Below are 18,949 nucleotides of genomic sequence, written 5' to 3' on the forward strand. Positions count from 1 at the left end.
CCAGGTTCAGGACCTGCTCGACATTCAGGATGAGCAGAAGTTCGCCTTCGAGCCGGTAGAGGCCGTCACAGAGGCCGCGCCAGTGGGCGGACATCGTCACTGGGCTGGCCTCGTGACAGTCGGTCGTGAGCCATAGGACGTCGCCGACGTCATCGACGAGGAGTGCGTAAAGCTCTCCCATCCGATCCACGATCACGCTCATGAAACCGCCCGCCTCGTCGCGGGCCTCCATGCGGAGCCGCCGGCGCAGGTCGATGGCGGTGACGATACGGCCGCGCAGATTCAAGGACCCCGCCACTTCCGGCGGCGCCAGAGGCACGCGATTGATCGCCGTCTCGGCGATGACGTCTTGCACCCGCAGGACGGGTACGCCGAACCATTGGACCCCGACGCGGACGGACACGAAGCCGTCGATCGCGCTCGCCGCGGCGGGCTCGCTCGCATGCACTGTCACGCCGCACCTCGCAGGTCTTCGTCAAAGGTATCGGCGACCGCCTGCAACATGGTGGCGACGTCGCGGCCGTGGCTTGCCGGCGAGAGATCTTCGCGTCCGAGCCCCAGGAAGGGCGTGCGATGCCAGTTCGTGGCGCTTTGCAGCGCCGTCGCCAATTGCTTGGTGGAGGGCCCTCGATGGGAACTGTCCGCCAGAATGAGATTGAAGGTCTCGCCGTTGGCGTGAAGGGCCAGCGCCGCCGCGGCGTCGGGCGCCACCGACACGTCGTAGCCCGCCTGCCGCAGCATCGGCTGAAGCATCAGCTCGCTGAAGGGGCTCTGGTCGATGACAAGCAGGCGTTTGGAGGCTTTCGCAGGAAGTGCAGACCCCTCGCCGCGCTCACCCGTCGCGATGCGCCACAGGTAGGCGACATCGATCAGTTCGGTGGCGACCCCGTCGACGATCAGGCTGCCCAGGGCGCCGCCGCTCGACGGGCCAAGGTCCAGGGCCATGGAACTCTCGACGATGTCGACAATCTCGCTGACGAGCAGACCCACCGAGCGATCGTCGCGGGCGAACACCAGCAAGGGGCGCCGGACGTCGTCGCCCCACAGCAGCGGCTGGTCGGCGACGGCGCCGATTACGGGCATCAGGTGGCCGCGGTACTGGATCACCATGCGGCCGTCGACGGTTTCCAGTTGGGCTTCGGCGATCTCCTCGATCCTGGCGACGCTACCCAGAGGCGTGGCCTTGAGCGCGCCGTCCGCGGACCGGAAGACCAGGATCGCAGGCTTCTTCTCCGCCGCCGTCGCGGCAGGGAGGTCGTCGTCCTGCAGCGCGCCGCTGGCGACCTGGCCGGCGCCGGTCTCGAGCGAGATGCCCTTGAAGTCCAGGATCAGGATGACTGCGCCGTCGCCCAGGATCGTGGCGCCGGAGTAGAGCTTCAGATGTCGCAGCACGGTGGCGACTGGCTTGACCACGATTTCTTCGGTGTCGAACACGCGGTCGACGACGATCCCGAAGGTGAAGGAGCCCACCCGTGCGACGACGATGCACGGCTCGCTGGCGGTTGTGGGGCCGGCGTCGAGGCCAAGTAAGGCTTGCAGCGAAACGAGCGGAAGCAGGCGGTCGCGGAGCCGAAGCACCGCCGCACCATCGATGTACTCGATGTTTCGGCCCGATCCATCGCTGGCGCTGACCAGCTCAACCACGGATGACTGCGGCATCGCGAACCTCTCGCCACAGCACTCGACGATGAGGGCCGAAACGATGGTCAGGGTCAGAGGAATGCGGATCGTGAAGCGCGCGCCCTGACCCTCCACGGACGACACTTCGATAGCGCCACCGATCTTCTCGATGTTGGTGCGTACGACATCCATGCCGACGCCCCGGCCGGACACGGCCGTGACCGCATCGGCGGTGGAAAAGCCGGCGGCGAAGATGAAGCGGCGCACATCGGCGTCGGACATCGCTTCGATCTCGGAGGCGGGCGCCAGGCCCCGGGCGATCGCCTTTTCCCGGATCTTGGCGGCGGGCAAACCGCGCCCGTCGTCGCCCACCTCGATGACGATGGCGCCGCCCTCGTGACGCGCAGTCAGCATGATGCGGCCGACAGGCGCCTTGCCGGCGGCAACCCGCTCGGCGGGTGGCTCCAGCCCGTGGTCCACCGCGTTGCGGATCATGTGGGTCAGCGGATCCTTGATCAGCTCGAGGACCTGACGGTCCAGTTCGGTGTCCTGGCCGACCATGGACAGGTCGATCTGTTTGCCGAGGTCCTTGGCCAGATCGCGGACCAGCCGCGGCAGCTTCGCCCAGGCGCCGCTGATCGGCTGCATGCGCGTGGTCATGACGCCTTCCTGCAATTCACTGGTCACCTGGTTCAGGCGGTTCAGGGGCGCCGCGAAGGGGCTCTCGGGATCCAGGCGCAGGGTCTGGATGAGTTGATTGCGGATCAGCACCAGCTCGCTGACCACCGTCATCAGGTGCTCCAGAGCGTCGACGCTTACGCGGATCGTCTGAGCACTCGAGGCGGCATCCCCATCCTGGCGATCTGCCGCCTGTTGAACCAACGGCGCGACGCTCGTGGGCGGGTCGGACGTGATCACAGGTGGCGCGGCGCCGGGGGGTTCGATCCGCATGGCCAGCTCGTCGACCGCCGAGCGCGGCGCGCCCAGCTTCATCAAGGCGTCGCCGATCAAGTCCAGAATGCGCGGCGTGACCTCGGGCCTCGCCGCGTCGGGGGCGATCTCGATGATCCGGCGCTGGAAGTCAGCGCGACCGCCGGAGCCTCGCGCAGCGGCGGTGGCGCCCTCGCGCAATGCGGCCTGCAGCCGATCGCGGTCGGCGTCAGCGAAGATGGCTCCGAACGCCTGGTCCTGAAGCTCGTCGAGGATCATCTCGCAGGCCGCGTCCAGGCTGGCGTCGCCACCCAGTTGGTCGATGAGGGGCCGCCCATCCGCAACAGCATCCCCATCGACGGTCCCCGGCACGATCGACGCCTCGCCGGCCAGCACCCCATCCAGACGCGCGATCAACGCAGCATCGTCGCCCTGGGGCTCCGTTCCGCCAACGGCCAGCGCGTCGATCAGGGTTCGGATGAGGTCGACCGTCTCCAGGATCGCCGACACGGCGTCCGGGGTAACGGCCAGCTCGCCGTCGCGGAAAGCGCCCAGGACGTTCTCGGCGGAGTGGGCGATGGTCTGCAGGCGGGTCAGGCCAAGGAAGCCGCAGGTCCCCTTGATCGTGTGAATCAGACGAAAGATTCCACCAAGCAGGGCTGGGTCGCCAGGGTTCCGTTCGAAGTGGACGAGTTCGCCATCGAGCGCCTCGAGCCCTTCCCGGGTCTCCGCGATGAAATCGCTGACAAGGTCGTCCAAACACACCCCCGGAGAGCCCTATTTGGGCCAAATCTGGTGTCAGATACTTATTTGTCGAAGTTAATTCCCAGATAAATGCCGGACATTCGGGCCATGTGGGAGATACGTACGTATCAATACGTAGAGTTAGTACTTATACGTATCAGATGTTATCTCTGAATTAGATCGGTATTACGTATGTGTATTCTGAAATCCGCAGCATCTTAACCTGACATTATCCCAGACCTTGAACGATTGCTCATCGAGCGCGGTCTCCCGAGAGACCTGGCAGGAGGGATACGAGGATGGCCCTGGATTTCGGCATGCGGGTTCTGGTGATCGACGACTACAAGACGATGGTCCGCATCATCCGAAGCCTGCTCCAACAGCTGGGCTTCCAAAACATCGACGACGCCTGCGACGGCCCGACGGCCCTGCAGATGATCCGATCCCACGATTACGGACTGATCCTGTCGGACTGGAACATGAGTCCGATGACGGGATACGACCTCCTCACAACGGTCCGCTCGGAAGCCGCCAGCGCCAAAATCCCGTTCGTCATGGTGACCGCCGAGGCGAAGACCGAGAACGTGGTCGCGGCGCGCAAAGCCGGGGCAAACAACTACATCATCAAGCCGTTCACTCTGGCCGTCCTGAAACAGAAGCTCACGACGGTCTTCGGCGAATTCTGACATGGACGTCGACGACCGGATCAACCTCATCACGGCCGAGTTGCAGAACGCGGCCGATCAGATCGTCTCGTCGGCGACGCTGGGATTAAGTCTCGCGGACCAACTCGCGAGCGACGAAGCGCTTGCGGGCCCTCTTCGAGATGTTCTGAACACGATCCTGGCGGCCTGCGCCTTCCAGGACCTCGCTGGGCAACGCTTGGCCCTCCTCGCTGACGCCCTCGCCGGCCGGCTCCCGGATTGCGACCCGCTGGTGAATGGCCCGGCCGAGCCCGGCCAAGGTCTGGATCAGGACGGCGCAGACGCCATGTTCGCCAGTGCAGGCCAGGCCGATGCCTGAGGACGCTGCACCTTCGTCTACCGAGGATATGGCTGCCGCAGCGCCAGAGGCTGCCGAAACCGCGCCGCCGGAAGCTGCCGCCCGACCGACCGGGAACCGACTCGACCTCAAGAAGGCCAAGGTGCTGATTGTCGACGACAGCCAGCAGGCGCTGGAGATTCTGGCTCAGGCGCTGCTCGGCTTCGGCGTGCGGAACCCGCACCAGGCCCGAAGCTGCGAGGAGGTCGCCAAGGTCCTCGAGCGCGAGTCCTTCGACCTGATCATCCTGGACGGCGAAATGCCTACGAAAGACGGCTTCGATCTGACAACTCACGTTCGCGCAAGTCCGGGTAGCCCCAACTACACCGCACCCATCATGATTCTCAGTAGTTTCACTCCAAGACACAAGATCACGCGCGCGCGGGATACCGGGGCGAATCTCGTACTCACCAAGCCTATCATCCCCGCTATTCTTCTGGAGCGGATGGAGTGGCTGGCGAGGAGTCCGCGGCTGTTCGTCACCAGTCCCGGATACTGCGGGCCGGATCGGCGCTTCAAGAAGGTCCCGCTGCCAGAGGGGATCGCTGAGCGCCGGGCCGACGACCTGCGCCTGATTGCTCAGCCCGAACGAGCGATGTCGCAGAACGAAATAGACTCACTCTTCGGTTGAGGCCTGCACCATGACGTCCGTTCGCATATTCGCGCCCCCCAATCGCCTGGCGAAGATCATCGCCGGGAACGAGGGGCAGTTCTTCAGCACGCTCGTCGAGGCGAGCGAGCGACGGCTCGCAGCGCTGGCCGACGATATCCGCGCCCATGTCAGCACGCAGGTTCAGACTATCGTCGAGATCGCCAGCCTGGGAGAGGAGATCATATTCGCTCGCTGCTACGAGATCCGCGACGCGGCTATGAGCATCGCAGATGTAGCGGCGGTCGCCGATCTGGCGGAGGTGGGCGTTGCCGCGGGCGGGATTCGCGCGATGATCGACAGTCTCGCCTGCAAGGGCGTCTGGCACACTGACGCCTTGGAGGCCCACATCACCTCCCTGGTCCTGCTGCACGGTGCGCCTCCGCCTTCGGCGGATGAGGCGCAAAAGGTGCTCGTCCGGCTCGGCAAGATGCGCGCGGCGATCGGCGTCGTGGAGTAGAACGGGGGCCGTGAGGCCATCGCGCCCGCGGATGCTAAGTTCAGCTCATGTCTGGTGCGCCAACTTCCTGTTCCTCCGTCGGATCCGTGCCCGCGGACTGCGACGCTGAGGTTCGCGTGGGCCAGGCGCAGATGCAGGGTGGCGAGGTGGAGGCGGCGGTCCAGACGTTTGCGCGCGCCGCCGAGACAAACCCTGAGCATCTGGGCGCGCTGGTCGGCCTTGGGACCGCGCTGCTCGCCCTGAACCGCGCCGTGGAGGCCGAGGGCCCGGCCCGCCGCGCCCTGACGATCGACCCCTATGACCACATCGCGGTGCGCACCCTGTCGGGGTCGCTGCAGTCGCAGGGACGGCATGCCGAGGCGCTGGCGCTGGCGGACACGGTCATCGCCGCTCGACCGGGACACGGTGAAGCCTGGCTGGCGCGCGGGGATTCGCTGGCGAACCTGGGCCGCCTGGACGAGGCCCTGGAGGCCTTCGAGACGGTCCCGCTGCGCGGAGACCTCGCCTTCGAGGCGATGGTGCGGATCGGCATGACCCTGGATGGGCTGGGCCGCGCCGGGGACGGTATCGAGGCCTTCGACCGCGCCATCGCTTTGCGGCCCGACGCGGCCACCCCCCGCTTCCAGCGCGGCGTGCTGCGGCTGAAGGGCCAGGACTTCGCCGCCGGCTGGGACGACTACGAGGCCCGCTGGCGCTCGGACCGGTTCGTGGCGAGTTCCCGGGGCCTCGTGCCACGGGCCGCCGTACCGGAGCTGGCGACCTCCCTCTCGGCAAGCGACTTGAGAGGCAAGCGGGTGATGCTCATCGCCGAACAGGGCGTCGGCGATGCGATCATGTTCGCCAGCATGACCCCCGACCTCGTGCGCACCGCGGCCAGCGTCGCCTTCGTCTGCGAACCGCGTCTGGTGAGGCTGTTCTCCGCATCTCTCCGGGGCGTCACCGTCCTGGACCCGAGGACGGCGGCGATCGATACCGACGCGGTCGACGTGATCATGGCGCAGGGGAGCCTGGGCGCAGCGTTCCGGCGCGACGTTTCCGCTTTCCCCGGGACGCCCTACCTGCAGCCGCGCGCCGAGGTCCGCGAACGCTGGGCCAGGCGCCTGGGCGCGCGGCCGGCGGGCCTGCGGATCGGTCTGTCATGGCGAGGCGGATTACCGGCCACCCGGCGCGAGGCGCGGTCCGTGCCGCTGGCGGAACTGACCGCTCTGCTCGACCTGCCGGGGTGCGAGTACGTCAGCCTGCAGTACGGGGACGTGGCGGCCGAGGTCGCCGCCGCGAACAGCGGCCGTAGCAACCCGATCCGCCTGTTCGCGCCGGCGGAAATCGACGACTTCGAAGACCTCGCCGGCCTGGTCGCCAATCTCGACGCGGTGGTCTCGGTGCAGACAGCGGTCGTCCACTTGGCGGGCGGTCTCGGGCAGTCCTGCCTGACCCTGGTCCCGCCGAACGCCGTCTGGCGCTATGGGCCGCATGGCGCGACCATGCCCTGGTATGACTCGGTGAGGCTGTTCCGCCAGGAGGACGGGCAGAATTGGGGGCCGGTGATCCTTCAGATCCGGCAAGCCCTGGACGCCAGGCTGGCCGGGGTCCGGCCGGCCACCGCCACCTAGCCTATCGGGCGACGGTGATGTCTTTGATGAGCGCCTGGACGGAGGCCTTGCCACCGGCATTCCAGACGGCCTTGAGGTGCGCCAGCGTGCGCGCCGCGGCGTCTTCGTACTTCCAGTCGCAGTCGTGGAACTTGCAGCCGGTGAAGGTGGGCGGCTCACCGCCAGCGTAGACGAGGCGGCAGTCGCGGAACTCGCAATCGGCGAAGGTTTCGCCGTCGAGCATGACGGTCTCGTGGCTGAAGGTCGTGGCGGCCGGCATCAGTCAGGTCTCGTCGGCCGGGGGATCTGCAGGCGGCTCGAACTCGCCGCGGTCGCGGGCGCGCTGCTCGCGCTTGGCGTCGGCCTTGAGCGCCGTCTTGGCGGCCTTCTGGCGGTCCCGCTCCTGGCGCTCGAACTGGTAGTTGGGCTTCCGCGCCATGGGTCGGCTCCCTAGTTGCGGGCCTTGCGCGCGGCATAGCGGGCGTCGCGCTTGGCCTTCTGCTCGGCCTTGGTTAGCGCCTTGCGCTCCTTGCGCTCGCCACGCTTGGCGTCGAGGGCCGCGGCCGCGATGGCTTCGTCGGTCTGGCGCGCGGCCTCGGCGGCTTCGGCGGCGGCCTGCTGCTTGGCGGCCTTGGCGGCGACACGCGCGGCGCGGACCTGCTCCAGCTCGGCGGCGCGCAGCTCGGCCCGCGGCGTGAGGTCAGTGGCCGTGACCGCGGTTTTTGGGCGCAGCTTCGCCACCAGGGCGGCCTTGGCCTCGGCTGCGGTCTTCAGGCGTTCGGAGAAACCGGTGCGTTCAATTTCGTTCATATGGACTTTCAGGTTTGCGGCGGAGGCCGCGGCGCCTGGAAGGTCGCCGCGCAGATGGCCTCAAGGTGGCCGCGGATGGCGCGAGGCGCCAAGAGGGCGTCGACCGCCCGGCAGCCGTCGGCCTTCAGCCGCGACTTGAGGCTTGCGACGTCGGGAACGCGCCCCGAGCGGGCGAGCTCATAAGCTCGTTCAATGGTGGATGTGGTCATGGTTCTGTCGTAGGGCGGCCCGGCGGGCGGGGATAGACCCAACCGCCGGGCGCCCGTCGATCCTTAGCCGGCTTGCAGCTGGCCGGCGGACATCTTGCCGCTGCGCTGGTCGCGCTCCAGCTCGAAGGAGACCTTCTGGCCTTCGTTCAGCGAGCCGAGGCCCGCGCGCTCAACGGCGGATATGTGCACGAACACGTCGTTGCCGCCGTCATCGGGTTGAATGAAGCCAAAGCCCTTGGTGGCGTTGAACCACTTCACGGTACCGGTAGTCATGATGGTGTCTTTCTTAAGTAAGTCTTCGCGCGAGCCGATCGGATCGCGTGATCAAATGGTCGGAGAGGTTTTGGGGAAGTCCGGGCTCGATCCGAAGAACAAGCGTGGAGAGCAACCGAACCAGTTCGATATTCGACTTAGGCACCTTAGCGGAAAATTGCGCCGAACGCGACTCAAATCGCACTGCCGGTTGTAGCCGCATGGGTCTACGGGCCCGCCGGCCGGCGCCGACACCAGTCCAGGCGCTGCCTGCGCGAAGCGCGGGGATGACGCCCCTGCCCCGGTCTGTTAGAGCCTCCGCCCATGAATTCGGTTCGGATGAGCCTGCGAATTACCCGCCCGGCGTGACGCCGCCGGACGGTCGCGCGCGCCGGGTTCCATCCCGCACCTCGTACCCCCGAACCTTCTGGATTGAGTCATGGCCGACGACGCCGAGAAACCTGCTCGCGACTATCGCGAGACCGTCTTCCTCCCCGACACGCCCTTTCCCATGCGCGCGGGCCTGCCGCAGAAGGAGCCGCAGATCCTGGCCAAGTGGGAGGCGCAGGGCCTCTATCACGCCATCCGCGCCGACCGGCAGCGGGCAGGCGCGCCGCTCTTCGTGCTGCATGACGGCCCGCCCTACGCCAACGGGGCGATCCACGTGGGCCACTGCCTGCAGAAGACCCTGAAGGACTTCGTGGTCCGCTCGCGGTTCCTGCTGGGGTTCGACGTCGACTACGTGCCGGGCTGGGACTGCCACGGCTTGCCGATCGAGTGGAAGATCGAGGAGGAATTGCGCGGGAAGGGCCGCAAGAAGGAGGAGGTCTCCAAGGCGGAGTTCCGCACCCTCTGCCGCGACTACGCCGCCCACTGGATGGGCGTGCAGGAACAGGGCTTCAAGCGCCTCGGCGTGCTGGGCGATTGGGAGAACCGCTACGCCACGATGGACTATTCGAGCGAGGCCGCGATCGTGGCCGAGTTCCACAAGTTCGTGGCTTCCGGACAGCTCTACCGCGGCTCCAAGCCGGTGATGTGGAGCCCGGTGGAACGTACCGCGCTCGCCGACGCCGAGGTGGAGTATCACGACCACAACAGCCCCACGGTGTGGGTGAAGTTCCCGGTAACCGAGGGCAGCGACGCCGCGCGCGGCGCCAGCGTGGTGATCTGGACCACCACGCCCTGGACCATCCCGGCCAACCGGGCGATCAGCTACAACGAGGCGATCGCCTACTCGGTCTACCAGGTCGAGGCGATGGAAACCGGGCTGGAATTCGAGCCCTGGGCCAAGCCCGGCGACCGCCTGATTGTGGCCGACAAGCTCTCGGCGGAGGTGTTCGCCGCCGCCAAGATCGCCAAGGCGCGGCGGCTGGAGGCGGTCGACTGCCAGGGGATGGAGTGCGAGCACCCGCTGGCCAACCTGGACCCACACTACCGGTTCGGCGTGCCGTTGCTCAGCGGCGACCACGTGACCGAGGAGACCGGCACCGGCTTCGTCCACACCGCCCCCGGCCACGGCGCCGACGACTATGTGGTCTGGTTGGCGCACGGGCATCGGGAGATCCCTGAGACGGTGGATCCAGACGGCGCCTACTACCCCCATGTGGCCCTGTTCGGCGGGCTGAAGGTATTGGAGACCGAGGGCAAGAAGGCCGGCAAGTTCGGCCCGGCCAACCCGGCGGTGATCGACAAGCTGATCGAGGCGGGTCGCCTGCTGGCGCGCGGGCGGCTGGAGCATTCCTACCCGCACTCCTGGCGCTCCGGCGCGCCGGTGATCTTCCGCAACACGCCGCAGTGGTTCATCCGCATCGACGAGCCGATCGACACGCCGCAGGCGGGCGGGCGTACCCTGCGCGAGGTCGCCCTGGAGTCGCTGGAGGCCACGACCTTCTACCCGGCGCAGGGCAAGAACCGGATCCGCTCGATGGTGGAGAGCCGGCCCGACTGGCTGATCAGCCGACAGCGGGCGTGGGGCTCGCCGCTGGCCATGTTCGTCGACAAGGAGACCAACCAGCCGCTGCACGACCCCGAGGTCGACCGCCGGATCATCGAGGCCATCCGCGCCGAGGGCGCCGACGCCTGGTTCACCCGGCCCGTCACCGACTTCCTGGGAGCGCACGACCCCGACCGCTACGAGAAGATCGAGGACATCCTCGACGTCTGGTTCGATAGCGGCTCGACGCACGCCTTCACCCTCGAAAACCGCGCGCACACCAAGTGGCCGGCCGACATGTACCTGGAGGGCTCCGACCAGCACCGCGGCTGGTTCCAGTCCTCGCTGCTGGAGAGCGCCGGCACCCGGGGTCGCGCGCCCTACGACGCCATCCTCACCCACGGCTTCACCATGGACGAGGCCGGCGAGAAGATGTCCAAGTCCAAGGGCAACACCGTCGACCCCGAGGTGGTCATCCGCGAGAGCGGGGCCGAGATCATCCGCCTGTGGGCCGCGATGATCGACTATGCCGACGACAGCCGGATCGGGAAGACGATCCTGCAGACGACGTCGGACGCCTATCGCAAGCTCAGGAACACTGTCCGCTACATGCTGGGCGCGCTGGCCGACTTCTCGCCGGACGAGGCGGTGGAGCTTGCCGACATGCCGCCCCTGGAGCGCTTCATCCTGCACCGCCTGTGGGAACTGGATGGCCAGGTGCGCGCCGCCTACGAGGGTTATGTCTTCCAGGACGTGATCCGGCCGATCCTCGATTTCTGCCAGGACGAGCTGTCGAGCCTGTTCTTCGACATCCGCCGCGACAGCCTCTACTGCGACGTGCCGACATCGCTCACCCGCCGCGCGGCCCGCACCGTGATGGACGCGGTGTTCGAGCGGCTGACCGCGTGGCTGGGCCCGCTGATCCCCTTCACGATGGAAGAGGCCTGGCTGACCCGCTTCCCGCAGGGACACTCCAACGCCATGCGCGTCATGCCGGGCACGCCGGCGGAATGGCGCAACGACGCCGAGGCGGCGCGCTGGGCCAAAGTGCTGGCGGTGACATCGGTTGTGACCGGAGCCCTGGAGGTCGAACGGCGCGAGAAGCGGATGGGCGCGGCGCTGGAAGCCGCCCCGAAGGTGCACGTCGCCGACGCGGGCCTGCTGGCCGCGTTCGACGGGCTGGACCCGGCCGAAGTGTTCCGCACCAGCCAGGCCACGCTGGTCGCCGGCGACGGCCCGGGCTTCCGGCTGGCCGAGGTGTCCGGCGTCTCCGTCGAGCCGCTAAAGGCCGAGGGCAGGAAGTGCGCGCGCTCCTGGCGTATCCTCCCTGAGGTGGGGTCCGATCCGCGCTACCCGGATCTGTCGCTGCGCGACGCTGAGGCCGTGGCGGCCTGGGACGCGGCCCGCGCATGACGGTCACCCGCCAGGGCTGGATCGCCTACGGGCTGGCCGCCGCCATCATCGCCTCCGACCAGGCCTCCAAGTACTGGATTCTCGAGGTTCTGCGCCTGCCCGAATACGGGACCCAGGAGGTCTTCTGGCCGCTGCAGTTCACCCGCATCTGGAACGAGGGCATCAGCTTCGGCCTGTTCCAGGCGGGCAACGATCTGGTCCGCTGGGGAATGGTGGTCTTCAACTTCGGCGTGGCTGCCCTGTTGTCGTTCTGGGCGCGCAGCCAGGTGCGGCTGCTGCCGGCGGTGGGGTTGGGCCTGCTCATCGGCGGGGCGATCGGCAACGCCATCGACCGGGCGCTCTTCGGGGCGGTCGTCGACTTCATCGACGTCCAGCGGCTGGGCTTCTTCCCTTGGATCTTCAACATCGCCGACTCAGGCATCACCGTCGGCATCATTCTCTTCCTGCTCGACAGCCTGCGGCGAGACGCCCGGCCTGACGCGTTGGCTCAGAAGCCCGATTGAGGTATCTCGTCGGGCACGGGGGGCCGCCGTTTTCCCGCCATGGAAACGCGGCACGATTTGGGACAATGCGCTTCCCATCGGCAGGTATGCCGGGAAGCGGCTGAGGAGCGCTTAGGTACATGAGCTTGAACCGACTGTTCGTGGCGACCGCGCTGGTTGCCGCCGCGGGCCTCGCCGGCTGCCAATCGACCCAGAAGGCGCTGGGGATGTCCAAGGTGACGCCCGACGAGTTCCGTGTGGTGACCAAGGCGCCGCTGGTGGTGCCGCCCGACTACGCGCTGCGCCCGCCGGCGCCCGGCGAGCCGCGGCCCCAGGAGCTGCAGCCGGAAAGCGCCGCCCGCAACGCCCTTCTGGGTCAGCGCGAGGCCGAGCAGCGCTCCGACGGCGAGAAGATGCTGGTCGCCAAGGCCGGCGCCGAGAAGGCCGACCCGCTGGTCCGCTACGTGGTGGACGACGAGTTCGGCGATATCGCGCACAAGGAAAAGGGCTTCGCCGACCGGGTGATGTTCTGGAAGAAGGACGACGCGCCGGAGGCCACCGCCCCCGCCCTCGACGGCTCCCATACCCCCGTCGACGCCGCCACCGAGAAGGCGCGCATCGCCAAGCTCACCGGCGACAAGGACGTGATCATCCGCCGCGAAGGCAAGTCGAAGATCAAGCTGCCGGGGCTCTAGGGGCCACACCAACTCTTCCCTCCCTTTGTGGCGAGGGAAGCGCGCGCAATCAGTCCTCCCCCGGCGTCTTCACCGTGAACCCCTGCGCGCGCAGGCGGTCCAGGACGCCGTTCTGGGCCAGGAGGGGGCGTAGCGGGACCAGCACGATGGCGTGGCCTGGGGTCTTCAGCGCACTGACGATCGCGGCGGCTTCATCCGCCTTGGTGCGCTCGTCGTAGGCGCGGCCGCCGGAGATGTTGGCCAGGCACCGCTCGTAGGTGCGCTCGTTCTGCAGCGCCCCTTCCACGTCGCCCACCGCCCAGGCCCGCGCCGCCGCCAGGGTGACGCCGGGCCCTGCCTCCGCCTGGGCCAGCACCTCGTTGAAGCACAGCCGCCCCACCGACGCGGGGGTGCGGATGATGGCCCCTAGCTGGCCACCCAGGTCGTAGCTCTTCTCCACCACCTTCACGCCCCGCTGCTGGGCCAGGAGCCGGACCAGCTTGGCCGGGTCCATGTTGGTGAGGCTGGAGCGGTCGCGGTAGTCGATGGCCAGCTGCACGCCTGCGGCCAGGGGGTTCGAGGTATTGTAGTGCTTGGCCGGCTGGCCCAGGCGGGTGCGCACGGCCACGAAGCGGGCGCGGGTGGCGGGGTCCAGCTTTTCCTCGAAGGGTCCGCCGGACCTGAGCCGCAGCAGGTTGAAGGCCGTGCCGATAGAGCCGGCCGCTTTGGCGCGCACGTTCACGAACGGCAGAACCACCACATTGGCCCCCTGCAGGCGGCGCTCGAATATGGACCGGTCCCACTCCATCCGCTTCGGCGCGATCGAGGGCACGCCCAGCACCCAGACGGTGGTGTCGGCGTCGACCACCCGCCACCACGCGGGGCCGGGCAGGCGGCCGCGCACGACCAGTTCCTCGACCAAGGTGGCGTCAGGGTCCTCGGCCGACGACGGCGGTGGCGGCGCCTGGGCGGCGGCCGGCAGCGCGCACATCAGCGCGGCGAGGGAGAGCGAGAGGAGACGATTCAGCACGCGCATCAGGGCCCTCGGAATCGTACTATGTGGACAACAGTCGCCATGCCGATCCGCCGCCTCCCGCCCGAACTGATCAACCGCATCGCCGCCGGCGAGGTCGTGGAACGGCCGGCGAGCGCGGTCAAGGAGCTGGTGGAGAACGCCCTGGACGCGGGCGCCTCGGAGATCCAGGTGCAGGCCGACGGCGGCGGGCTCACCCGCATACTGGTAGCCGACGACGGCGCCGGCTTGGCGGCGGCCGAGCTGCCGCTGGCCGTGGAGCGCCACGCCACCTCCAAGCTGAACCCCGGCGACGATGGCGGCTACGACCTCCTGCGCATCTCGACCATGGGGTTCCGCGGCGAGGCCCTGCCGTCGATCGGCTCGGTCTCGCGGCTGTCGATCACCAGCCGGGCGCGCGGGCACGCCGACGCCAACGCGATCTTCGTGGAAGGCGGCGCGGTCGGCGCGGTGGGGCCGGCCGGCTTCCCGGGACCGCACGGGGCGCGGGTGGAGGTGCGCGACCTGTTCTACGCCACGCCCGCGCGGCTGAAGTTCATGAAGTCGGAGCGCTCCGAGGCGCTGGCGATCACCGAGGAGCTGAAACGTCAGGCCATGGCCCATGAGGCGGTGGGTTTCTCGCTCGACCTGGACGGCCGGCGCACGCTGCGCCTGCCCGCCGAGGCGGCGGGCGACGAGGGCCGGCTGGCGAGGCTGGCCACCATCCTCGGTCGCGACTTCTCCGACAACGCGCTCCTGATCGACCATGACAGGGAGGGCGTGCGGCTGGCCGGCTATGCGGGGCTGCCCACCTTCAACCGGGGCAACGCGGCCCACCAGTACCTGTTCGTCAACGGCCGCCCGGTGCGCGACCGGCTGCTGCAGGGCGCCCTGCGCGGCGCCTACGCCGACTTCCTGGCTCGCGACCGTCATCCGGTGGCGGCGCTCTATGTAACGCTCGATCCGGAACTGGTGGACGTGAACGTGCACCCGGCCAAGGCCGAGGTCCGGTTCCGCGATCCGGGGCTGGTGCGCGGCCTGATCGTGGGCGGGTTGCGCCACGCGCTCGCCGCCGCCGGCCACCGCGCCTCGACCACCGTGTCCATGGCGGCGCTGGGGGGATTCCGGCCCAACAGCATGCCGCCGCACGCCCCGGGCGCGGGGTTCTCCGCCTGGCGCCAGGGCGGCTGGGCGCAGACGGCGGCGGCGGTGGCCCAGGCCATCCCGGGACTGTCGGAAATCTCCGCCCGCGCCGACCCGGACGACCAGGCCTCTTGGGGGCCAGGCCTCGCCGAGCCGTCGGTCACCTCGGTGTTCGACCCGGTCGACTACCCGCTGGGTGCGGCGCGGGCCCAGGTGCACGAGACCTACATCGTCGCCCAGACCCGCGATGGGGTGGTGATCGTCGACCAGCACGCCGCGCATGAGCGGCTCGTCTACGAGCGCATGAAGGCCGAGATGGCCGATGGCGGCGTGGCGCGCCAGGCGCTGCTGCTGCCCGAGGTGGTGGAGCTGGACCCGGCCGAGGCGGAGCGCGTGCTGGCCCGCGCCGACGAGCTGGCGGCGCTGGGCCTGACGGTCGAGCCGTTTGGGCCGGGCGCGGTGCTGGTGCGCGAGGTGCCCGCACTGTTGGGTGAGACCGACGCCGCCGGCCTGGTCCGCGACATCGCCGACGACCTGGCGGAGAACGGGGCAGCGCTGGCGCTGAAGGAACGGCTGGAGGACGTCTGTTCGACCATGGCCTGCCACGGCTCGGTCCGCGCCGGCCGCCGCCTCACGGCCCCGGAGATGAACGCCCTCCTTCGCCAGATGGAAGCCACTCCCCACTCCGGCCAGTGCAACCACGGCCGACCGACCTACGTGGAGTTGAAGCTGGCGGACATCGAGCGGCTGTTCGGCCGGCGATAGACACCTTCCCTCACCTCACACGAAGGACCTGCTCGCCGAGGCTCGACGGCGACGCGGGAACACAGGATCAGCCGGCCGCCGCCTCGATCGCGTCGATGTCGCCGTCCGACAGTCCGAAATGGTGTCCGATCTCGTGGACCAGAACGTGGGTGACGAGGTCCTCCAGGCTGACGGCGCCGTTCTCCGCCCACTCGTCCAGGATCGGGCGGCGGTAAAGGAACACGCGCGACGGCTCCGGCGCGGCCCCGAACACCGACCGCTCGGCCAGGCTCACGCCCGAGTAGAGGCCGGTGAGGCCGAAAGGGTCATCGATACCCATCTCGTCGAGGATCTCGTCGGGCGGGAAATCGTCGATGCGGAACACGACGTCGCCCGCCATGCGCCGGAAGCCCTCGGGCAGGAGCGCGAAGGCGCGTTCGGCCATCTCGGCGAAGTCTTCCAGGGAAGGGGCCTCGCCCCAGGTGCGCTCACTCATCGGGCATTATGATGTGGGGGGCGTCGGGCGGGCGCACCTCGAAAAGGCCGATGTCCAGCGGCTGCTGTGGCTTGGTGGGGCGCAGCGGCGTGCTTGCGATGGCCCGCAAGGCCTCGGCGTCCAACGTCTGTCCCGACTTGCGCGCCGCCCGCGCCTGGGGCGCTTCCACCGGCCGTTCCGCGGTTCCGACCCGCCAGTAGGAGACGCTGAGCCGCCACACCGTGCGAAGCGGCTTGGGTGGGTCCGGCCAGCGATGGCCGTCGACGTAGGTCGGCTCGACGGGCTTGCGCGGACGCACGCCATCGGCGACCTGTTCGATCAGCCGGCAGAACTTTTCCTCCGCCTCGGGGCCCGTGCCCGTGCGCTCGTCTTCCACCCGCCCGCGGTAGGCGTCCAGCGCCGCCTCGCGGGTGGCGAACGCCGGCCCTACGGGGTCGGCGGCGAAGACCACGGCCGCCCCGGCGCGCTTCTTCGCCTCGCTCTCACGCGCGCAGCGGCCCAGAGGGCGGGATAGCGCCTGCTCCGCATTTGTCGCGACGGGGTAGAGGATGGCGGTCATTGGGCGCATTCTCGCTGAAAATCCCTGCGGTTAGAACGCCGACCGGGACCTAAGCTGCGAATCTTGATTCGCCGGGGCGTCGATGAGCGCACACGAACTGATGCTGGCGGCAGCGGCAGGCGCGGTCAGCCTGGCGATTTCTGCTGTCTTCTGGGCGTTCGCCCAGCGCCGCGCGGCCGACCGGCGCGTGGGCGAACTAACCGCGCGCATCCGCCAGCTCCAGGCGGGCGCAGAGACCGCGCAGGCCTCGGTCGAGGCCTTCGATTCCGCCCTGTTGGCCGTCGAGGACGGCCATGCCCTGCTGGCGTCCGGCGAGGAGAGCCTGGCGGTCTGCCGCGAGGCCCTGGCGCTCGACGAGGGCGATCCGCAGGCGGTGCTGAACGCCCTGATGCGCGCCGATCCGGATCATGCGCGTCGGCTGCGCGCCCTGTTCGAACGCGGCGAGGCCTGCGCGTTCGAGGTGAAGGGCCCGGCGGGCGTGGTCACGGTCGAGGGCCGGGCGGCCGGAGCCCTGGCCTGGCTGCGGATCTCCGCCGTGCTGGGCGAGGACCAGGGCCTGCCGACCGCGCCGCGCTTCGCCGCCTTCCTCAACGCCGCGCCGACGCCGGCCTGGCTGGCTGCCGCCGACGGCTCGCCGATCTGGGTCAACGCCGCCTGGCTGAAGGCCGTAGACGCCGCCAGCCTGGACGAGGCCGCCAGCCGCGGCGCCACCTTCGATCGCGGGGCCGACGCGCTCGCCAGCGAGGCCGCCAACCTCGGCCAGCGCCGCGAGGGGGTGCGCCGGCTCAGCCTGGGCGGACGCCGCCGCGCCTTCCAGATCACCGCCCAGCCCCTCGACGGCGGGGGCGTCGGGGTCTGGACAGACGACCTGACCGACCTCGAAGAGGCGCGCGAGGAAACCAAGCGCAACATCGAGGCCCACGACGAGACCCTGAACCGCATCGACGACGCCGTGGTCGTCTTCGACCGGGCCAAGCGGCTCACCTTCCACAACACCGCCTTCGCCGAACTCTGGGGCCTGGAGCCGGCCTGGCTCACCGAGCGTCCCACCCACGGTGAGGTTCTCGACCGCCTGCGCCAGCGCGGCCGCCTGCCGGAGACCACCGACTACGCCAAGTGGAAGGCCGCCGAGCTCAGCCGCTACGAACAGTTGGAGTCCGAGCCGGACGACATGTGGAGCACGCCGGGCGGCCGGACCCTGCGCGTGGTGCGCCAGCCGCACCCGCACGGGGGCCTGCTTCTGCTGTTCTCCGACATGACCGACGACCTGAAGATGAAGGCCCAGTTCTCGGCCCTGGTGCAGGTGCAGCAGGCCACCCTCGACAAGCTCTCCGACGCGGTCGCGGTGTTCGGCTCCGACGGGCGGCTGCGGCTGCACAACGAGAGCTTCGAGAAGTTCTGGAACATCACGCCGCTGCAGCTCGAGGCCGCCGGCGACTTCGAGGGCATCGTCGAGCTCTGTATCCACAAGCTCCACGACAAGAGCTTCTGGACCGAGCTGAAGGGCCGCGTCGCCGACCCCGACCCCTCGGCCCGCATGCCGATCACCGGTGAGGCGCAGACCTCCGACGACCGCATCGTGGAGTACCGCACCCGTCCTCTGCCGGACGGCGCGACCCTCATCGCCTTCACCGATGTCACCGACGCGCGCCAGTTGCAGAGCGCTCTGGCCGACCGCGAACAGGCGCTCAGCGAAGCGGAGCGCCTGAAGCGCGACTTCGTCGGCAACGTCTCCTACGAGCTGCGCACCCCGCTCACCACCATCATCGGCTACTCCGAGCTCCTGGAGCACGCCGGCGACGCCCTGCCGGAGCGCAGCCGCGCGCACGCCGCCTCGGTGAAGGCCGCCGCTATCCAGCTGGCCCGCTCCATCGACGACGTCCTCGACATGGCCCAGATCGACGCCGACGAGATGGCGCTGGACCTGTCGGAGGTGAACGTCGCCGACCTATTGATCGAGGTGGCCAGCCGTTGGCGCGCCGAGGCCGAGCCGGGCAAGGTTTCCATCGTCCTGGAACGCCCCGACGACGTCGGCGTGATCCGCGGCGACCGCCGCCGCCTCACCCAGGTGCTGGACCACCTGATGGAAAACGCCATCGGCCAGACGCCGGCCGGCGGCACGGTGACGCTGGCCGCCCGCAAGGCCCGCGGCGAGGTGCAGCTCCAGGTCTCCGACACCGGCCGCGGCA

At 69.0% G+C, this 18,949-nt stretch carries 20 protein-coding genes; 10 read left to right on the forward strand and 10 right to left on the reverse strand.

Going from position 1 to position 18,949, the window contains the following annotated elements:
• Together QZV94_RS12725 and QZV94_RS12730 are read right to left on the reverse strand one after the other, a co-directional pair.
• The coding region (locus QZV94_RS12725) for a chemotaxis protein CheW (RefSeq protein WP_293678261.1) at positions 1 to 454 on the reverse strand (454 nt) is incomplete at its 3' end.
• On the reverse strand, positions 451 to 3,309 hold the full coding sequence (locus QZV94_RS12730) for a hybrid sensor histidine kinase/response regulator (RefSeq protein ID WP_293678262.1): 2,859 nt from the start codon (positions 3,307 to 3,309) through the stop codon (positions 451 to 453). The genes QZV94_RS12725 and QZV94_RS12730, both read right to left, overlap by 4 nt.
• A gap of 284 nt (positions 3,310 to 3,593) precedes the next feature.
• Between QZV94_RS12730 and QZV94_RS12735 the strand changes: the two genes are divergently transcribed.
• The 5 genes from QZV94_RS12735 to QZV94_RS12755 all read left to right on the forward strand — a co-directional run bounded on the left by QZV94_RS12735 (position 3,594) and on the right by QZV94_RS12755 (position 7,054).
• Positions 3,594 to 3,980, forward strand: coding sequence for a response regulator (locus QZV94_RS12735; RefSeq protein WP_293678263.1), 387 nt, complete (start codon positions 3,594 to 3,596; stop codon positions 3,978 to 3,980).
• 1 nt (position 3,981) lies between these two features.
• Entirely contained in the window at positions 3,982 to 4,317 is a 336-nt protein-coding gene (locus QZV94_RS12740) for a hypothetical protein (protein WP_293678264.1), read from the forward strand.
• Between the two features lie 28 nt (positions 4,318 to 4,345).
• A complete protein-coding gene (locus QZV94_RS12745; RefSeq protein WP_293678265.1) occupies positions 4,346 to 4,966 on the forward strand; it encodes a PleD family two-component system response regulator in 621 nt (206 codons plus the stop codon).
• Between the two features lie 10 nt (positions 4,967 to 4,976).
• Positions 4,977 to 5,444: a hypothetical protein gene (locus QZV94_RS12750; RefSeq protein ID WP_293678266.1), complete on the forward strand. Its 468-nt coding sequence runs from the start codon at positions 4,977 to 4,979 to the stop codon at positions 5,442 to 5,444.
• Between the two features lie 86 nt (positions 5,445 to 5,530).
• Positions 5,531 to 7,054, forward strand: a complete 1,524-nt coding sequence (locus QZV94_RS12755; RefSeq protein WP_293678267.1) for a tetratricopeptide repeat protein — start codon at positions 5,531 to 5,533, stop codon at positions 7,052 to 7,054.
• Between the two features lies 1 nt (position 7,055).
• On the opposite strand, the gene QZV94_RS12760 is transcribed toward QZV94_RS12755, so the two are convergent.
• The 5 genes from QZV94_RS12760 to QZV94_RS12780 all read right to left on the reverse strand — a co-directional run bounded on the left by QZV94_RS12760 (position 7,056) and on the right by QZV94_RS12780 (position 8,325).
• A complete protein-coding gene (locus QZV94_RS12760) occupies positions 7,056 to 7,313 on the reverse strand; it encodes a hypothetical protein (RefSeq protein WP_293678268.1) in 258 nt (85 codons plus the stop codon).
• 3 nt (positions 7,314 to 7,316) lie between these two features.
• Positions 7,317 to 7,472: a hypothetical protein gene (locus tag QZV94_RS12765; RefSeq protein ID WP_293678269.1), complete on the reverse strand. Its 156-nt coding sequence runs from the start codon at positions 7,470 to 7,472 to the stop codon at positions 7,317 to 7,319.
• 11 nt (positions 7,473 to 7,483) lie between these two features.
• Complete coding sequence (locus QZV94_RS12770) at positions 7,484 to 7,843, reverse strand: DUF6481 family protein (protein ID WP_293678270.1); 360 nt, start codon at positions 7,841 to 7,843, stop codon at positions 7,484 to 7,486.
• Positions 7,844 to 7,851: 8 nt separating this feature from the next.
• Positions 7,852 to 8,052: a hypothetical protein gene (locus tag QZV94_RS12775; RefSeq protein WP_293678271.1), complete on the reverse strand. Its 201-nt coding sequence runs from the start codon at positions 8,050 to 8,052 to the stop codon at positions 7,852 to 7,854.
• Positions 8,053 to 8,115: 63 nt separating this feature from the next.
• On the reverse strand, positions 8,116 to 8,325 hold the full coding sequence (locus QZV94_RS12780; RefSeq protein WP_293678272.1) for a cold-shock protein: 210 nt from the start codon (positions 8,323 to 8,325) through the stop codon (positions 8,116 to 8,118).
• Positions 8,326 to 8,743: 418 nt separating this feature from the next.
• Between QZV94_RS12780 and ileS the strand changes: the two genes are divergently transcribed.
• From ileS to QZV94_RS12795, 3 genes are all read left to right on the forward strand, one after another.
• Complete coding sequence (ileS, locus tag QZV94_RS12785) at positions 8,744 to 11,650, forward strand: isoleucine--tRNA ligase (RefSeq protein WP_293678273.1); 2,907 nt, start codon at positions 8,744 to 8,746, stop codon at positions 11,648 to 11,650.
• Entirely contained in the window at positions 11,647 to 12,153 is a 507-nt protein-coding gene (lspA, locus tag QZV94_RS12790) for a signal peptidase II (protein WP_293678274.1), read from the forward strand. The genes ileS and lspA overlap by 4 nt, the downstream gene beginning before the upstream one ends.
• A gap of 119 nt (positions 12,154 to 12,272) precedes the next feature.
• Positions 12,273 to 12,827, forward strand: a complete 555-nt coding sequence (locus tag QZV94_RS12795) for a DUF3035 domain-containing protein (protein WP_293678275.1) — start codon at positions 12,273 to 12,275, stop codon at positions 12,825 to 12,827.
• A gap of 49 nt (positions 12,828 to 12,876) precedes the next feature.
• On the opposite strand, the gene QZV94_RS12800 is transcribed toward QZV94_RS12795, so the two are convergent.
• Positions 12,877 to 13,842: a TraB/GumN family protein gene (locus tag QZV94_RS12800; protein WP_293678276.1), complete on the reverse strand. Its 966-nt coding sequence runs from the start codon at positions 13,840 to 13,842 to the stop codon at positions 12,877 to 12,879.
• Between the two features lie 39 nt (positions 13,843 to 13,881).
• On the opposite strand from QZV94_RS12800, the gene mutL reads away from it, so the two are divergent.
• A complete protein-coding gene (mutL, locus tag QZV94_RS12805; RefSeq protein ID WP_293678280.1) occupies positions 13,882 to 15,726 on the forward strand; it encodes a DNA mismatch repair endonuclease MutL in 1,845 nt (614 codons plus the stop codon).
• 67 nt (positions 15,727 to 15,793) lie between these two features.
• Here mutL and QZV94_RS12810 read toward each other — a convergent pair whose 3' ends face one another.
• Together QZV94_RS12810 and QZV94_RS12815 are read right to left on the reverse strand one after the other, a co-directional pair.
• On the reverse strand, positions 15,794 to 16,201 hold the full coding sequence (locus QZV94_RS12810) for a metallopeptidase family protein (RefSeq protein ID WP_293678277.1): 408 nt from the start codon (positions 16,199 to 16,201) through the stop codon (positions 15,794 to 15,796).
• Entirely contained in the window at positions 16,194 to 16,760 is a 567-nt protein-coding gene (locus QZV94_RS12815; protein ID WP_293678278.1) for a hypothetical protein, read from the reverse strand. The genes QZV94_RS12810 and QZV94_RS12815 overlap by 8 nt, the downstream gene beginning before the upstream one ends.
• Positions 16,761 to 16,842: 82 nt before the next feature.
• On the opposite strand from QZV94_RS12815, the gene QZV94_RS12820 reads away from it, so the two are divergent.
• Positions 16,843 to 18,949: PAS domain-containing sensor histidine kinase (locus QZV94_RS12820; protein ID WP_293678279.1), on the forward strand; the 2,107-nt coding region annotated here is incomplete at its 3' end.

The sequence above is a fragment of the uncultured Phenylobacterium sp. genome (assembly GCF_902826855.1).
In the GTDB taxonomy this organism is placed as follows: Bacteria; Pseudomonadota; Alphaproteobacteria; order Caulobacterales; family Caulobacteraceae; genus Phenylobacterium.

What these genes read in the sequence shown, in the direction of transcription:
- QZV94_RS12750 (WP_293678266.1), top strand. Translation starts at nt 4,977, where the DNA reads ATGACGTCCGTTCGCATATTCGCGCCCCCCAATCGCCTGGCGAAGATC.
- QZV94_RS12745 (WP_293678265.1), top strand. Translation starts at nt 4,346, where the DNA reads ATGGCTGCCGCAGCGCCAGAGGCTGCCGAAACCGCGCCGCCGGAAGCT.
- QZV94_RS12815 (WP_293678278.1), bottom strand. Translation starts at nt 16,760, where the DNA reads ATGACCGCCATCCTCTACCCCGTCGCGACAAATGCGGAGCAGGCGCTA.
- QZV94_RS12810 (WP_293678277.1), bottom strand. Translation starts at nt 16,201, where the DNA reads ATGAGTGAGCGCACCTGGGGCGAGGCCCCTTCCCTGGAAGACTTCGCC.
- QZV94_RS12800 (WP_293678276.1), bottom strand. Translation starts at nt 13,842, where the DNA reads ATGCGCGTGCTGAATCGTCTCCTCTCGCTCTCCCTCGCCGCGCTGATG.
- QZV94_RS12740 (WP_293678264.1), top strand. Translation starts at nt 3,982, where the DNA reads ATGGACGTCGACGACCGGATCAACCTCATCACGGCCGAGTTGCAGAAC.
- QZV94_RS12735 (WP_293678263.1), top strand. Translation starts at nt 3,594, where the DNA reads ATGGCCCTGGATTTCGGCATGCGGGTTCTGGTGATCGACGACTACAAG.
- mutL (WP_293678280.1), top strand. Translation starts at nt 13,882, where the DNA reads ATGCCGATCCGCCGCCTCCCGCCCGAACTGATCAACCGCATCGCCGCC.
- lspA (WP_293678274.1), top strand. Translation starts at nt 11,647, where the DNA reads ATGACGGTCACCCGCCAGGGCTGGATCGCCTACGGGCTGGCCGCCGCC.
- QZV94_RS12770 (WP_293678270.1), bottom strand. Translation starts at nt 7,843, where the DNA reads ATGAACGAAATTGAACGCACCGGTTTCTCCGAACGCCTGAAGACCGCA.
- QZV94_RS12780 (WP_293678272.1), bottom strand. Translation starts at nt 8,325, where the DNA reads ATGACTACCGGTACCGTGAAGTGGTTCAACGCCACCAAGGGCTTTGGC.
- ileS (WP_293678273.1), top strand. Translation starts at nt 8,744, where the DNA reads ATGGCCGACGACGCCGAGAAACCTGCTCGCGACTATCGCGAGACCGTC.
- QZV94_RS12760 (WP_293678268.1), bottom strand. Translation starts at nt 7,313, where the DNA reads ATGCCGGCCGCCACGACCTTCAGCCACGAGACCGTCATGCTCGACGGC.
- QZV94_RS12795 (WP_293678275.1), top strand. Translation starts at nt 12,273, where the DNA reads ATGAGCTTGAACCGACTGTTCGTGGCGACCGCGCTGGTTGCCGCCGCG.
- QZV94_RS12775 (WP_293678271.1), bottom strand. Translation starts at nt 8,052, where the DNA reads ATGACCACATCCACCATTGAACGAGCTTATGAGCTCGCCCGCTCGGGG.
- QZV94_RS12765 (WP_293678269.1), bottom strand. Translation starts at nt 7,472, where the DNA reads ATGGCGCGGAAGCCCAACTACCAGTTCGAGCGCCAGGAGCGGGACCGC.